The sequence below is a fragment of the Luteimonas cucumeris genome, assembly GCF_007830035.1.
GTDB lineage: Bacteria > Pseudomonadota > Gammaproteobacteria > Xanthomonadales > Xanthomonadaceae > Luteimonas_C > Luteimonas_C cucumeris.
The window spans coordinates 544,794-559,415 of sequence record NZ_VLKN01000003.1 but is presented as its reverse complement, the minus strand read 5'-3'; the positions used below and the strand labels follow the sequence as shown (position 1 = coordinate 559,415).

The window sequence follows — 14,622 nt, the reverse complement described above, 5'->3', positions numbered from 1 at the left end:
GGGATCTATTTTCGAACGTACTCCCGCACCGAACCTTTCTCGGCGGGCTGGCCGTTGTCGATGATCGTCAACGTCATTTCATCCTTCCCTTGCCAGCGCAGCCTGGCAGTCGAGGATGATCCCTCGGCAGTTTCGCTGAGCACGTCGCCTTGCAGCTTCCAGCGGCAGGCGATCGAGGCGCCTGGATTCTGCGGCAGCCGATAGGCGCAGCTGCCATCGTCGCGGGCCTGCCAGATGACCTCGGTCGGCTTGCCCGCGAGCGGCAGCACGGTATGCCAGGTGCCAACTATCGTCCGCGCCGGGTCTGTCGCGGGTGCCTTGCTCTCGGCAGCATCGCCCGGGCTGCACGCGGCCAGCAGCATGAGGAGGATGGAGAGGCCGGCATTTTTCGTCATCGGCATGCGCTGCGTTCCTTCGAATCGTCCTGAAGCTGGTCGCATGTCAAGGCATCACCCGTACAGGATGTCGGCCTTGGCCGCGCAGATGAAGTCGTTTTCGCTGAGGCCACCGACGTCGTGGGTCGAATAGCGCACCACGCAGCGGTCGTAGTGCACGCCCAGGTCCGGATGGTGATCCTCGCGGTTGGCCATGTGCGCCAGTGCGTTCACGAACGACATCGTGCGGTAGTAGTTCTTGAAACTGAAGGTACGGTTCAGGGCATGACCGTCCTCAGTCAGCTCCCAACCCGGCACTTCCGGCAGCAGTTCGCGTATGCGCGCTTCGCTGAGCTTGTGTTCGCTGCCCTTGCGGGGCAGGCAATGGGCCTGGGCGAGGGGAATGAGATCGGACATGGGCTACTCCTAACGAATGGCAAACGCAGTTCATGCTCTGCTGGACGGCATGGAAACGGCGTGACGCGAGGCCGGTAGAATACGCCCATGATCCGGCCATCTGGATCCCGTGCATCGCATGCGCAGCCGATCGAAGCGTTCCGATCCACACAACGAATCCGCCATACATCTGCGCAGGCCGGTCCAGCGCGAGGCCATGACATCCATGATCCAGATTTCAGAATCCGCACAGACGCACTTCCGCAAGCTGATCGAACGCGAGGACCTGCCAGGCCTAGGCGTGCGGCTGTCGGCGACCAATCCCGGCACGCCGACGGCCGACGTGCGGCTGGAGTTCGCCGAGCCCGGTGATCTGCACGGCGACGAATGGGCCATCGATTGCGAAGGTTTCACGCTGTGGCTGGATGCGGGCAGCGTGCAGTACCTGGACGGTGCCGAGATCGATTACGCCACGCTCGCAACGGGCGGCCAGCTGCAGATCCGTGCGCCGAAGATCAAGGGCGAGGCACCGGCCGAATCGGCATCGCTGGTCGAGCGCGTGCGCTGGATCGTGCAGCACGAGATCAATCCGCAGCTCGCCCAGCACAAGGGTCACGTATCGGTGCAGGAAGTCTCCGCCGATGGCGTGGTGGTGCTGAACTTCGGCGGCGGCTGCCATGGTTGTGGCATGGCCGATGTCACATTGAAGCAGGGCATCGAGAAGACCCTGTTGAGCAAGGTGCCGGGCGTGACCGCGGTGCGTGACGCCACCGACCACGACACCGGGCAGGCTCCGTACATTTCGCGCGACGCCGCGGCGTAACCGGCTCCGGCACGAGTGTTCTCCTCGGCCGATCTCATCGAAGCGCTGCGCAGGCGCATGCGCAAGTCGCTGCGCCCGGAACGCCCGCCGGGCGAATTTCCGGCAGGATGGAGTGCGTGGTTCGCGTCGATGTCGGCCAGGATGGATGCGGTCACTGGCGCCACGGCCGAAGCGATCATCGACATCTTCCTGCAACGCGAGCCGGCACTGCCGGCGCCCGCGGTCGCGGAACTCGGCCGCTGGCGGTCTTTCAGCACGCTGTGGCGGCAGCAATGGCAGCCCGCCGGCAAGGACGAACGCCTGGTGCGCTTCATCGCGCTGGCGATCACGCTGCTGGTGCATGCGGTGCTGCTGGTGTTACTGGCGTGGCTGGCGTATGCGAAATTCGTCGAGCAGCCCGGTGAGTCCAGCGATGTCGCGATCCGCGTGCAGTTCATCGGCGAAGGGGCTATAGAGGACGAAGGCGGCGGGCCGCCATCGCCAAGGCCGGACCCGGTGGTCGCGCCATCGACGGCACAGTCGCCGCCACAGCCACAGCCACAGCGGCCCGAGCTGAGTCAGGTGCAGGCACCGCCGAGCAGCGTCGAGCCGCTGCCGCAGGAAGCGCCGCAACGCGAGCAACCGCAACTGACCGAGGAAACCGTCGTCCCGGCCGCTGAGCAGACCCTGCAGGTAACCGAAACGGCGACCGTCGACGAGGCCCGCTTCCGGTTGCCGCCGCCGCAGCCGCGTCCGGTGACCACGCAGGTCGCGCCGAGCGTCGAGGTGCCGACGTTGCGCAGCGAAGTCGAAGCGATCCCGCTGCCGCGCGCACCGGCACCGGTTCGGCCGATCGATCGCGACGTGGCGCAGCGGCAGATCAGCGTGCCGCAGATCGCCGAACAGCCGACGCTCATCGAAGTGCCGCAGCCGCTGCCTGCCGTGCGCGCACGTGAACTGCCGTCGCAGGCGAGCGCGGCCGCGCAGGTGGAGGTACCCACCAGCAGCGCCGAACCGCAATCGCTGCCGATGCCGCCCGGTGCGACCGCCGCGGCGGAAACGGACAGCACCGCCGCCACGCAGGCTTCCGGCGCGCCGACCACGTCGCCAGCGCCGGCCAGCGGCACGCAACCCGCAGCCGCGGCCACCGGCGCCGCGGTCGGCACGCAGCCGGGCAGCGTGCCGACGCCGGTCAAGGGCGACGACTGGGGCGATGCCAAACGCAATGTCGCTGGCCAGTCGCAGGGCGGACAGCAACCCGGTGCGAAAGCCGGCCTGTACAACGCCGACGGCAGCCTGCGTCTGCCGCCGGGCACGTCGGGCGAAGGGCCGACGCCCTATGGCAATCCGCCGGGTTCGGAGGAACAGCACGTCGCCGATCTGGACAGGGCGGGCAAGTGGCTGGACCGGCCGCGACTGGGATACGAGCCCACCCGTTTCGAAAAGTACTGGGTACCGCACGAGACGTTGCTGCAGGAGTGGGTGCGCAAGGGCATCAAGAAACTGTCGATTCCGATACCGGGAACGTCGAAGCGGATCGAATGCCTGGTGTCGCTGCTGCAGGTGGGCGGCGGTTGCGGAGTCACTGACAGCGAGAAGCTGTTCGACCAGCCTGCGGTCGCCCGCCCACCGCCCGACATCCCCTTCAAGCGCGAACTGCAGGAAGACCAGGGCAGCCTGCAGCAGCCGTAAGGCGGAACCCGCGAAGCGGGTTCCGCCAGACCAGGGAATCGTCGTTGGCTGGTTGGGCGGAATTGCCTGTCGCGGTTCCCGCCCGACCATGCGGCATTTCCTGCATCGAGGTTTTTATCTGGACCGTCGACGACGAGAACCGTCGGCGGGTCGGTGGAATCGTCGTCGGAGTACTGAAACGGTTCTTCGAGGTCGACAAGAGGGACGGCGAGATCGGAAAGAACGTCCGTCGAGGTCGCAGGTGCCGTTGTCCGCACAAAGAAAAAGGGGCCTTGCGGCCCCTTTTCCTGTCGATGCTTCTTGCTGGCCGCGCTCAGTGCGCGCCGTGGAGATCGCGCAGCAGGCTTGGACGCGAGGAGAAGTAGGCGGCCAAGTCGGCGATCTCCTGGTCGTCAAGCTCCTGGGCCTGAGCGGACATCAGCGGATGCTGGCGGTCGCCGTCGCGGTACATCTGCAGCGAGTGCGCGAGGTAGTCGGCGTACTGGCCACCCAGCTTGGGATAGGTCGGGTCCAGCGGCACGTTGCCATCCTTGCCGTGGCAGTCGATGCAGGTCTGGCCGGTGGCCTGGCTCTTGACCAGGGCGCGCTTGGCACCGGCCTCGGCGTGGCCTTCCGGAAGACCGGCTGAGGATGAGGTGTGGCCTTCGCTGCGGTCGGCGCTGGAGTGCTCGGCCGGGGTCTCGCCGGACGGCGAGCAGGCCGCGACGGCGAGCGTGGCGAGCAGGGCGAAGGCGAGTCGGGAGGAGGTCAGGACGCGGCTCACGGCTTCAGCTCCGAAAGGAAGGCGGCGATGTCGGCGATGTCCTGGTCCGAGAAGCTTTGCGCCTGGGCCTGCATCGTCGGGTGCTTGCGCGAGCCGTCGCGGTATTCGCTCAATGCAAGACGCAGGTATTCCTTCGACTGTCCACCGATGCGTGGCACGTGGTAGTTCGGATATGCGTTCTTGTAACCATCGATGCCGTGGCATCCCTGGCAGGTATAGGTAAGCATGTGGCCTTGCTTGGCGTCGCCGACCAGCGGCTTGGCCGGATCGGCGGCAAGGGCGGGAGCGGCGATGATGGCTAGCGCGAGGCAGGCGATCGGCAACGGTCGCATCAATGTCTTCTCGGTGGGCTGGCAGAATTTCGCGCCGGTCATCGGCGCGCAGTCAGCAAAGTATAACTTGCGCGTCGCGGTCAGCCCAACGTTGCATGTTGCATGCGTGCAACCGAACTCCCCACTGGCCGCATCTCGTCACTATTACCTTCGGCTCATGGGTGCGTATGTGTCGAGGTGATATATCTAGCTACAACACCTCTCGAGAGCCTGTTCCAATGCCCTTTTTGACTCCTGCCAGCGGTTTCGTCCGGATGCGGTCCGCTCGCCACGCGAGCGCTTTGTTGTTCGCACTGCTGCTTGCGTGCGGCCTTTCCGCCTGCAAGGGCGACGGCGAGGGCGAGGCGCAGGCCAAGTCGAAGGACGGCAAGGCCGACGCGATTCCGGTCGAGGTGGAACGTGCCGTGCGGCGACCGATCGCTGCCAGTTACGCCGGCACCGCGGCGCTGGAGGCGCGCGCCGAGTCGCAGGTCGTCGCCAAGACCTCCGGCGTCGCGTTGCAGGTGCTGGTGGAGGAAGGCCAGCGGGTCGAGGCCGGGCAGGCGCTGGTACGTCTGGATCCGGATCGCGCGCGGCTGGCACTGGCGCAGGCCGAGGCGCAGCTGCACAAGCTGGAGAACAGCTACCAGCGTTCGCAGCAGTTGGTCTCGCAGCAGATGATCAGCGTCGACGATGTCGACAAGATCAAGTACGACCTCGAGAACATCCGCGCCCAGCACCGCATGGCCGTGCTGGAACTGTCCTACACCACGGTGACCGCGCCGATCTCCGGGGTGATCGCCAAGCGCGACATCAAGCCGGGCAACTTCGTGCAGATCAACTCGCCGATCTTCCGCATCGTCGACGACTCGCGCCTGGAAGCCACGCTCAACGTGCCCGAGCGCGAACTGGCCACGATGAAGGCCGGCCAGCCGGTGCACCTGCAGGTCGATGCCCTGCCGGGCCGCAGCTTCAAGGGCGTGGTCGACCGCGTCTCGCCGGTAGTGGACGCGGGCAGCGGCACCTTCCGCGTCGTCAGCGCCTTCGCCGGCGACGACGTGCTGCAGCCGGGCATGTTCGGGCGCCTGCGCATCGATTACGACCAGCGTTCCGATGCGCTGGTGGTGCCGCGCGTGGCCCTGCTCGAGGATGGCGACGAACCGGCCGTGTTCGTGGTGCGCGATGGCAAGGTGCAGCGTACCGGCCTCAAGCTCGGATACGACGACGACGGCTGGATCGAAGTGCGCGAGGGCCTGCGCCAGGGCGATGCAGTGGTGGTGGCCGGCAAGGCCGCGCTGCGTGAAGGCAGCGCCGTGCAGGTGCTGGACCGCGATGGCCCACGCGCCGCGGTTGCCACGCCTGCCGCGAAGCCCGCGGCGAAGGTCGCGCGCTGATGACGCCGCACGAGCCGCCTGCCGGCGGAGGCAGGTTCGACCTGATCGAGTTCGCCACCCGGCGCCGGGTCACCATCGCGATGATGACCCTGACCCTGGTGCTGTTCGGGCTGATCGCCCTGTCCAGCCTCAAGGTCGAACTGCTGCCTGACCTGAGTTATCCGACGCTGACCGTACGCACCGATCTGGAAGGCGCGGCGCCGAGCGAGGTCGAAACCCTGGTCTCGCAGCCGGCCGAGGAAGCGCTGGGCACGGTCAAGGGCCTGCGCAAGCTCAAGTCGATCTCGCGCACCGGGCAGAGCGACGTAGTGCTGGAATTTGCCTGGGGCACGGACATGCAGCAGGCCGGGCTGGACGTGCGCGACAAGATGGAAACGCTGCAGCTGCCGCTGGAGGCCAAGCCGCCGGTACTGCTGCGCTTCAACCCCTCGACCCAGCCGATCATGCGGCTGGCCCTGTCCTCGAAGCAGGAGGGCGGCAGCGAAGCCGACGCGGTGCGGCGACTGATGGAACTGCGCCGCTACGCCGACGAGGACCTCAAGCGCAAGCTCGAACCGGTCAGCGGCGTGGCTGCGGTCAAGGTCGGCGGTGGCCTGGAAGACGAGATCCAGGTCGAGATCGACCAGCGCAAGCTGGCGCAGCTGGGCCTGTCGCTGGACAGCGTGATCGAGCGACTGAAACAGGAGAACGTCAACCTCTCGGGCGGGCGTCTGGAGGAGGGCACCCAGCGCTACCTGGTGCGCACCGTCAACCAGTTCGCCACCATCGAGCAGATGCGGGAGATGCTGCTGAACACGGCTGGCGGTGCCAGTGCCGCCAGCGGCGATGACAACAGCCAGTTGATGCTGGCCATCCTGGGCAGCCGCGATCCGAACGTGATCGCCGCCATGGGTGGCGGCAGCGGCGCGTCAGCGACCTCGCCCGTACGGCTGAAGGACGTGGCCGCGGTGCACCAGGGCTACAGGGAGCGCGAGGCGGTGATCCGCAGTGCCGGCCACGAGGCGGTGGAACTGGCGGTGTACAAGGAAGGCGACGCGAATACCGTAGCCACCGCGGACGCCCTCGAAGAGCGGCTGAAGGTCATCCGCGAGCAGCTGCCGGACGACATCCAGCTGACGGCCGTGGAAGACCAGTCGGTGTTCATCCGCCACGCCATCGCCGACGTCAAGCTCGACGCGGTGATCGGTGGCCTGCTGTCGATCCTGATCATCTTCCTGTTCCTGCGCGATGGCTGGAGCACTTTCGTCATCTCGCTGTCGTTGCCGATTTCGATCATCACCACCTTCTTCTTCATGGGTCAGCTCGGGCTGAGCCTGAACGTGATGTCGCTGGGCGGCCTGGCGCTGGCCACCGGCCTGGTGGTGGACGATTCGATCGTGGTGCTGGAGTCCATCGCCAAGGCGCGCGAGCGCGGGCTCGATGCGCTCACGGCGGCGATCGAAGGCACCCGCGAAGTGTTCATGGCGGTCGTCGCCTCGACCCTGACCACGATCGCGGTGTTCCTGCCGCTGGTGTTCGTCGAAGGCATCGCCGGCCAGCTGTTCCGCGACCAGGCCCTGACCGTGGCTATCGCGATCGCCGTGTCGCTGGTGGTGTCGATGACCCTGATTCCGATGCTCAGCGCGCTCAAGGGGCGGCCGACATCGCAGTTCCCGGAAGAAGCGCACGGGCAGCCGTGGCAACCGCAGTCGCGCTGGCAGAAGCCGGCGGCCGTGGCCGGTCGCGGCATCGGCGCAGCATTCCGCTATGCCTTCTTCGCCGTGGTCTGGGCGGTGGTGCGCGTGTTCCGCGGCCTGGTGGCCGTGATCGGGCCGGTGATGCGCAAGGCCAGCGACCTGGCGATGGCGCCTTACCATCGCGCCGAAGCGGCCTATCTGAAACTGCTGCCACGCGTGCTGGCACGGCCGTGGCCGCTGCTGGGCGGGGCGGCGCTGGCCTTCGTGCTGACCTTGGCGGCGGTGCCGCTGCTGGGCGTCGACCTGATCCCGCAGCTGGCCCAGGACCGCTTCGAGATGACCGCCAAGCTGCCGCCGGGCACGCCGCTTGCGCGGACCGATGCGCTGGTGCGCGACGTGCAGCGTGTGCACGCCAAAGAGGACGGCGTACGCCTGTTGTACGGCGTGTCCGGCACCGGCACGCGCCTCGACGCCAGCCCGACCGAAAGCGGCGAGAACATTGGCAAGCTGACCGTGGTGATGGACGATGCCTCGCGCGAGCAGGCGTTGACCGAGCGTCTGCGCAACACCATGCAGAACTACCCGGAAGCGCAAGTGGACTTCGCCCGCCCCGAACTGTTCGCGCTGTCGCCGCCGCTGGAGATCGAGATCGAGGGCAGCGATCTGGAGCAGATCCGCATCGCCGGCAGCCGCATGGCCGCCATGCTGCGCGAGAATCCGCACTATGCCGACGTCAAGTCCAGCGTCGAGCAGGGTTTTCCCGAAATCCAGATCCTGTTCGACCAGGATCGTGCTGCTGCACTGGGCCTGAGCACGCGCCAGATCGCCGACGCGGTGGTCAACAAGGTGCGCGGCAACGTCGCCACCCGCTACAGCTTCCGCGATCGCAAGATCGACGTGCTGGTGCGCCTGCGCGAGTCCGAGCGTTCGTCGGTGGAGGACATCCGCCGGCTGGTGATCAACCCGACCGGCAACAAGCCGGTGGAACTGGGATCCGTCGCCGACGTGGTGGCTACCACCGGCCCGAGCGAGATCCATCGCACCGACCAGCGCCGCGTAGCCATCGTCTCGGCCAACCTGCGCGACATCGACCTGGGCACGGCGATCGCCGAAGTGCGGCAGATGGTCGAAGAGAACCCGCTGGGCACCGAGGTCGGCATGCACATCGGCGGGCAGGGCCAGGAACTGGGCGAATCGATCCGCTCGCTGCTGTTCGCGTTCGCGCTGGCCGTGTTCCTGGTCTACCTGGTGATGGCTTCGCAGTTCGAATCGCTGCTGCACCCGTTCGTGATCCTGTTCACCATCCCGCTGGCGTTGGTGGGCGCGGTGGCGGCATTGTTGCTGGTACGTGCACCAGTGTCGGTGGTGGTGTTCATCGGCCTGATCCTGCTGGTCGGCCTGGTGGTGAAGAACGCCATCATCCTGATCGACAAGGTCAACCAGCTGCGCGAACAGGGTCTGGCCAAGCGCGATGCGCTGGTCGAAGGTGCCCGCTCGCGACTGCGCCCGATCATGATGACCACTTTGTGCGCGGTGTTCGGCTTCCTGCCACTGGCGCTGGCGTTCGGCGAAGGTGCCGAAGTGCGCTCGCCGATGGCCATCACCGTGATCGGTGGCCTGTTGGTGTCGACGCTGTTGACGCTGGTGGTGATCCCGGTGGTGTACGACCTGCTGGATCGCAGCGCCGACGAGCGCTACGCCGAGCGCGGTCGGCGTGCCCGGCGCCAGGCCGCCCAACTCGCGCAGGCGCTTTCGCACGAGCAGGATGCTTTGGACGGCGGACTGAAGGACTGACCGGATGAACATCACCGAGCTGTCCATCCGTCGCCCGGTCACCACGATCATGCTGTTCGTGTCGATGGTGGCGATCGGCCTGATCGCATCGTTCCGCCTGCCGCTGGAGGCGGAGCCGGAAGCGACCATCCCGTTCTTCTTCATCAACCTGCCGTATCCGGGTTCGACGCCGGAAGAAGTCGAGCGCAACCTGCTGCGTCCGGTCGAGGAAGCGATCGCGACCATGCCCGGGATCCGCTCGATGACCTCGCGCGCCAATGCCGAGGGCGCGTCGATCCAAGTGGAGTTCGGCGACTGGAGCCGTGACATCGCGATCGCCGCGTCCGAGGCGCGTGAGCGCATCGACGCGGTGCGCGACCAGTTGCCCGACGATTTCCGCCGCTACTACGTGCAGCGCTGGAGTTCATCCGATCGCGAGGCGATGAGCCTGCGCCTGACCAGCGCCGAAGACCTGACCGAGCGCGCGGACCTGATCGAGCGCAGCATCAAGCAGCGCCTGGAGCGCCTGCCCGGCGTGGCGCGCGTGGAAGTGGAAGGCGTGGCCCGCCAGGAAGTACTGGTGGCGCTGGACAAGGATCGCCTCAGCGCCCACGGCGTGGCGTTGAACGAACTGGTGCAGCGCCTGCAGGCAGCCAACTTCTCGGTTTCCGCCGGGCAGATCACCGAAGCCGGCCGTCGCCTGCGTGTGCAGCCGCGCGGCGAACTGCAGGAACTGCAGGCGCTGCGCGACCTGCCGGTCAATGCGCAGGGTACGCGGCTGTCCGACATCGCCCAGGTCGATCTGCAGCCGCAGCGGATGAACTACGTGCGGCGCATGGAAGGCAAGCCCAGCGTCGGCGTGGACATCTACAAGGAGCGCGCGGCCAACCTCGTCGATCTGTCGCGCTCGGTGCGCGACGAGCTCGAAGTGCTCAAGACCGACTCCGCCATGCGCGGCATCGACATCGAGGTGACCGACGACCAGGGCCAGGCGGTGACCAGCTCGCTGCTGGCGCTGGCCGAGGCCGGTGCGATCGGCCTGCTGCTGTCGATCATGGTGCTGTACGCCTTCCTGCGCCATTGGCCGTCGACGCTGATGGTCACGTTGGCCATCCCGATCTGCTTCGCCATGACCTTGGGCTTCATGTACTTCGCCGGCATCACCCTGAACATCATCTCGATGATGGGCCTGCTGCTGGCGGTAGGCATGCTGGTGGACAACGCCGTGGTGGTGGTGGAAAGCATCTACCAGGAGCGCGAGAAATATCCGGACAACCCGTCGCTGGCGTCGATCATCGGCACCCGCCACGTCGCGATCGCGTTGTCCGCTGGCACGCTCAGCCACTGCGTGGTGTTCCTGCCCATGATGTTCGGCGAGAAGAACATCATCACCATCTACCTGACCCAGCTGGCGGTGACGATCTCGTTCTCGCTGCTGGCCTCGTGGCTGGTGGCCGTCAGCCTGATCCCGATGCTGTCGGCGCGGATGAAGACCCCGCCGGCGGTGAAGTCGCCGCTGATCGGCCGCCTGCAGGACAGCTATGCGCGCGCGCTGCGCTGGACCCTGCTGCACCGCGGCTGGAGCGTGGCCGGCATCCTGGCCATATCCGCGCTGAGCGTGTGGCCGATGATGCACACCCAGGGCGGCGGCGACGACAACGACCCGTCCGAGATCAACATCTTCTACCAGTGGCGTGGCGCCTATTCCAAGGAGGAGATGGGCAAGGAAGTCGAGCGGGTGGAAGCGTTCGTCAACGCACATCGCAAGGAATTCCACATCGAGCGGGTGTACAGCCGCTACAGCGAACAGGGCTGGGCGCAGACCCGCTTGTTCCTCGACATCGACGACCGCGAGCAGAGCAAGAAGATCGAGGAGGAAGTGCGCAAGGGCCTGCCGCAATCGGCTCGCGCCAAGCTGGGCATCGGCTGGCCGGGTGGCGACGGCGGCGGCCAGGGACAGGGCGTGAGCTTCAGCCTGATCGGCGATTCCTCCACCACGCTACAGGAGCTGGCCGACGACATCGTGCCGATACTGGCGCGCAATCCCAAGCTGCGCGACGTGCGCGTGGATACCGGCGACGCCAACACCGAGCTGGTGGTGCAGGTCGATCGCGAGCGTGCCGCGTCCTACGGTTTCAGCGCGCAACAGGTCGCGCAGTTCGTGGGCATGGCGCTGCGCGGTTCGTCGCTGCGCGACTTCCACCAGGACGAGATCGAGATCCCCGTCAACGTGCGCTTCGCCGGTTCGGATGATTATGGCGTTCAAGACCTGGCCGGCTTCATGGTGCGGGCCGCGGACGGCACCGAGGTGCCGCTGCTGGCGATGGTCAAGGTCGACTACCGGCCGGCGGCGACGTCGATCCAGCGACTGAATCGCCAGACGATGCTGAAGGTCGAGGCCGGGCTGGGCAAGGACGTGCCGGTGGACGAGGCGCGCAAGGCGATCGAGGAGACGCTCGCCGGCGTGCAGTTCCCGCCCGGCTACGGCTATACCTTCTCCGGCGCCGGGTTCGACATCAATTTCGACGGCATGGACCAGATGATGCGCGCCATCGTCATCGCGCTGGTGCTGATGTTCGTGATCATGGCCGCGGTGTTCGAGTCGCTGCTGTTCCCGGTGGCGATCATGTCCTGCGTGCTGTTCTCCATCTTCGGCGTCTACTGGCTGTTCTGGCTGACCGGTACCGAGATGAACATCATGGCGATCATCGGCATCCTGGTGCTGATGGGCGTGGTGGTGAACAACGGCATCGTGATGATCGAGCACATCAACAACCTGCGCCGGCGCGGGTTACCGCGGCTGGAGGCACTGATCGACGGCAGCCGCGAACGCCTGCGGCCGATCCTGATGACCATGGGCACCGCGATCCTGGCGATGATCCCGATCGCCCTGAACACCCAGACCGCGGACGGCATGCCGCCGTACTACCCGATGGCGCGTGCGATCGCCGGCGGCCTGGCGTTCTCGACCGTGGTCAGCCTGCTGTTCCTGCCGACCATCTACGCGATCCTCGACGACATGCGCAACGGCACCGCGCGACTGATCCGGCGCGCGCGCGGCAAGCCGGATGCGGTGTTGCCCGCCGCGACCGTGGTGGAGTAGGGCGGGCCCCGGCCCGCCATTGCGCGTTCGTCAAATCTTCCAGAAAAAGTTCCTGGACGATCGTTATTCCGGACGGCGGGCCTGGGCCCGCCCTACGTCAGCCGAACAGCTTGCCCAGCATACGTGCGCCGCCGGTCCACACGCCGATGGCGGTGCCGAGACTGGTCAGGAAGAAGTTCAGCAGCACCCGCGCCACGCGATTGCGCCACCAGCCCTTGAAGGTCTGTACGTCGTCGCGCAACGCCATGAAGTCGGCATAGGTGGGCTTGCGCACCCAGGCCTCGACCAGCGCGCTGATCGTGCCCGACGCCAGCGCCGGATGCAGCGGCGTGATCGGCGAAGCGAGGAAGGCGGCGAGGATACTGAGCGGATGGCCGCCGGCGATCGCGCAGCCCAGCGCGCCGAGGCCGCCGGTCCACAGCACCCAGTACAACATCAGGTCGGTGCCGACATCGACGCCGCCACGCCAGAACCCCCAGGCGAAACCGCCGAGCACGAACGCGGCCAATACAATCGTGAACCACGGCACCGACGATTTCTGCGGCAGCGTTTCCAGCTCGGCGACGATGCCCGCGGGCGCCGCACTTTCCTCGCGCAGGTGCCTTGCCAAACCCTGCAGGTGCCCGGCGCCGACCACTGCCAGCACTTCGCGCGCAGCAGGCGGCATCAGTCGCAGCTTCGCTGCCATGTAGCGATCACGTTCGCCGATGATGGTGTCGTACAGCTCCGGCGTCTCTTCGGCGAACTCGCTGAAGCTGGCTTCCATCAGGTCACCCTGCTTGAGCTTCTCGATGTCTTCCTCGCCGACCTTCTCGTCGAAGAAGAGTCCGGCGAACAATCCAGCGCCCAGCTTGATCCGGCGCCAGAAGCCAAGCCCGGACAGCGCGCGCTTGAAGGTCAGGCCGACGTCGCGATCGATCAGCTGCAGCGACAGGTCGCGGGCGCGCGCTTCGTCGGCTGCTGCCTTCAGTTCCGCGCCGGGCTCGATGCCGAGCTGCTCCGCCAGCCGGCGCTGGTAGGCGGCCAAGCCGAGGTTGGCGGCGAACAGCGCGGTCTTGCCTTCGCGCAGCACCTTGACCAAGTCCAGCCGCGCCAGTGCAGCGGGATCGCTCAGCGCCTGCAGGCGCTGCGGATCGAGTTCGACAGCAATGGTGTCGAAGCGGCCGCTATCGATCGCCGCGCGTACCGCCTCCACGCTTGCCTTGGACACATGCGCGGTGCCAAGCAGGGTGTAGCGCACGCCGTCGCGTTCGACGATGGCATGCGGCTGGCTGGCGAAGGGATCGGTGGACGCAGGGGATTCGTGTTCGAGGGTCATCGCGACGTTCGTGGTCTGCAGGCCGCGGCGACAGGACCACGGCCGCGCAGCATAGACGCTCGTCGGCGCCGGCGGCAAAGGCCGCCGGTCATGCGGTTCAGGCGAAGCCGTAGGGCAGGTTGGGCGATGACACCACGCGCTCGCCGACTATTTCGCCGCGCAGGAAACGCAGGGCAGCGGTGATCACGCCTTCGTCCTGCGCGATCCGGTTGTGCCCCAGGCCCTGTGTGCTGAGCAGGCGCGAATCCGGCCAGAAGCGCGCGTAACGCTCGCCCTCGGCCCACGGTACCTCGCGGTCTTCGACGTCGTGCACGATCAACGCCGGATGAGCGATGCGCGGTGCGTTGAAGTGAGCCTGGAATGCATCGAACGAAAAACCGATATGCGCCTCGAACGCCGCGATCATGCGCTGGCAAAGCCGCTGCGGCAGCCCGACCAGGCCAGCGAAGCGCATCGCGGCGTCGACGGGATCGGCCGCCGGTGCGATCAGCACCGCGCGCTCGGCAGGCACGCCGCGCGCCAGGGCCGTCGCGACTGCCGCACCACCCAGCGAATGCCCGATCAAGGCCGCCGCCGGCCCGAAGCGCAGCGCCACTGCTTCCAGCGTGTTGGCGAAATCGAGCAGGTTGGTGCGCTGGCCGGTGCTGAGTCCATGCGCCGGCTGGTCGAACGCCACCACCGCGTAGCCGGCCGCGCGCAGGCGGCCGATCCAGGGGAGGAAGCGCGTGGCGTGGCTCGACCAGCCGTGCGCAAGGAGAACGTAAGGCTGCGCTTGCGGATCGCCCCAGACGTAGGTGTGGATGCGCCGGCCATCCAGGTCGAAATTGCCTTCGACCGCGTCGCCGCAGGGCGTCTGCGCGGCGCGCACACGCGAACTGGCGAACGGCGTGCAGAACAGTTCGCCGGCGAGGTGGATGGTCGCTGGCGCATCGAACCAGCCGCCGAGCACAAAACTGGTTCGCAGGCCAGTCAGCTTCAAATAGGATCGAACGGTCGTGCTAATTCTGGACGTCGTGGCAG

11 protein-coding genes are annotated in these 14,622 nt (G+C 66.9%); 5 read left to right on the top strand and 6 right to left on the bottom strand.

Annotation, left to right across the window (positions count from 1 at the left end):
• Nucleotides 1-5: 5 nt before the first annotated feature.
• Entirely contained in the window at nucleotides 6-401 is a 396-nt protein-coding gene (locus tag IP90_RS08615) for a hypothetical protein (protein WP_144899189.1), read from the bottom strand.
• 48 nt (nucleotides 402-449) lie between these two features.
• Nucleotides 450-791 (bottom strand): 4a-hydroxytetrahydrobiopterin dehydratase, encoded by a 342-nt coding sequence (locus tag IP90_RS08610; protein ID WP_144899188.1) that lies wholly within the window; start codon nucleotides 789-791, stop codon nucleotides 450-452.
• 205 nt (nucleotides 792-996) lie between these two features.
• Between IP90_RS08610 and IP90_RS08605 the strand changes: the two genes are divergently transcribed.
• Entirely contained in the window at nucleotides 997-1,593 is a 597-nt protein-coding gene (locus IP90_RS08605) for an NfuA family Fe-S biogenesis protein (RefSeq protein ID WP_144899187.1), read from the top strand.
• Between the two features lie 15 nt (nucleotides 1,594-1,608).
• Nucleotides 1,609-3,264 (top strand): hypothetical protein, encoded by a 1,656-nt coding sequence (locus IP90_RS08600; RefSeq protein WP_144899186.1) that lies wholly within the window; start codon nucleotides 1,609-1,611, stop codon nucleotides 3,262-3,264.
• Between the two features lie 313 nt (nucleotides 3,265-3,577).
• Here IP90_RS08600 and IP90_RS08595 read toward each other — a convergent pair whose 3' ends face one another.
• Together IP90_RS08595 and IP90_RS08590 are read right to left on the bottom strand one after the other, a co-directional pair.
• On the bottom strand, nucleotides 3,578-4,027 hold the full coding sequence (locus IP90_RS08595; protein ID WP_144899185.1) for a c-type cytochrome: 450 nt from the start codon (nucleotides 4,025-4,027) through the stop codon (nucleotides 3,578-3,580).
• On the bottom strand, nucleotides 4,024-4,359 hold the full coding sequence (locus IP90_RS08590; protein WP_144899262.1) for a c-type cytochrome: 336 nt from the start codon (nucleotides 4,357-4,359) through the stop codon (nucleotides 4,024-4,026). The genes IP90_RS08595 and IP90_RS08590 overlap by 4 nt, the downstream gene beginning before the upstream one ends.
• Nucleotides 4,360-4,613: 254 nt before the next feature.
• Between IP90_RS08590 and IP90_RS08585 the strand changes: the two genes are divergently transcribed.
• The 3 genes from IP90_RS08585 to IP90_RS08575 are packed head-to-tail and all read left to right on the top strand — an operon-like array spanning nucleotide 4,614 to nucleotide 12,284.
• Nucleotides 4,614-5,732: an efflux RND transporter periplasmic adaptor subunit gene (locus tag IP90_RS08585; RefSeq protein ID WP_144899184.1), complete on the top strand. Its 1,119-nt coding sequence runs from the start codon at nucleotides 4,614-4,616 to the stop codon at nucleotides 5,730-5,732.
• A complete protein-coding gene (locus IP90_RS08580; RefSeq protein WP_144899183.1) occupies nucleotides 5,732-9,202 on the top strand; it encodes an efflux RND transporter permease subunit in 3,471 nt (1,156 codons plus the stop codon). The genes IP90_RS08585 and IP90_RS08580 overlap by 1 nt, the downstream gene beginning before the upstream one ends.
• Nucleotides 9,203-9,206: 4 nt before the next feature.
• Nucleotides 9,207-12,284 carry an efflux RND transporter permease subunit gene (locus tag IP90_RS08575; protein WP_144899182.1) on the top strand — a complete coding sequence of 1,026 codons (3,078 nt, stop codon included), beginning with the start codon at nucleotides 9,207-9,209 and terminating at the stop codon, nucleotides 12,282-12,284.
• Nucleotides 12,285-12,381: 97 nt separating this feature from the next.
• Here IP90_RS08575 and IP90_RS08570 read toward each other — a convergent pair whose 3' ends face one another.
• Both IP90_RS08570 and IP90_RS08565 read right to left on the bottom strand, forming a co-directional pair.
• A complete protein-coding gene (locus IP90_RS08570) occupies nucleotides 12,382-13,602 on the bottom strand; it encodes a TraB/GumN family protein (RefSeq protein ID WP_144899181.1) in 1,221 nt (406 codons plus the stop codon).
• A 97-nt stretch (nucleotides 13,603-13,699) separates the two neighbouring features.
• The gene (locus tag IP90_RS08565; RefSeq protein ID WP_242007523.1) at nucleotides 13,700-14,581 is read right to left on the bottom strand and encodes an alpha/beta hydrolase; all 882 of its coding nucleotides are present in this window, start codon (nucleotides 14,579-14,581) and stop codon (nucleotides 13,700-13,702) included.
• Nucleotides 14,582-14,622 lie beyond the last annotated feature (41 nt).

What these genes read in the sequence shown, in the direction of transcription:
- IP90_RS08615 (WP_144899189.1), bottom strand. Translation starts at nt 401, where the DNA reads ATGCCGATGACGAAAAATGCCGGCCTCTCCATCCTCCTCATGCTGCTG.
- IP90_RS08610 (WP_144899188.1), bottom strand. Translation starts at nt 791, where the DNA reads ATGTCCGATCTCATTCCCCTCGCCCAGGCCCATTGCCTGCCCCGCAAG.
- IP90_RS08605 (WP_144899187.1), top strand. Translation starts at nt 997, where the DNA reads ATGATCCAGATTTCAGAATCCGCACAGACGCACTTCCGCAAGCTGATC.
- IP90_RS08590 (WP_144899262.1), bottom strand. Translation starts at nt 4,359, where the DNA reads ATGCGACCGTTGCCGATCGCCTGCCTCGCGCTAGCCATCATCGCCGCT.
- IP90_RS08585 (WP_144899184.1), top strand. Translation starts at nt 4,614, where the DNA reads ATGCGGTCCGCTCGCCACGCGAGCGCTTTGTTGTTCGCACTGCTGCTT.
- IP90_RS08580 (WP_144899183.1), top strand. Translation starts at nt 5,732, where the DNA reads ATGACGCCGCACGAGCCGCCTGCCGGCGGAGGCAGGTTCGACCTGATC.
- IP90_RS08575 (WP_144899182.1), top strand. Translation starts at nt 9,207, where the DNA reads ATGAACATCACCGAGCTGTCCATCCGTCGCCCGGTCACCACGATCATG.
- IP90_RS08570 (WP_144899181.1), bottom strand. Translation starts at nt 13,602, where the DNA reads ATGACCCTCGAACACGAATCCCCTGCGTCCACCGATCCCTTCGCCAGC.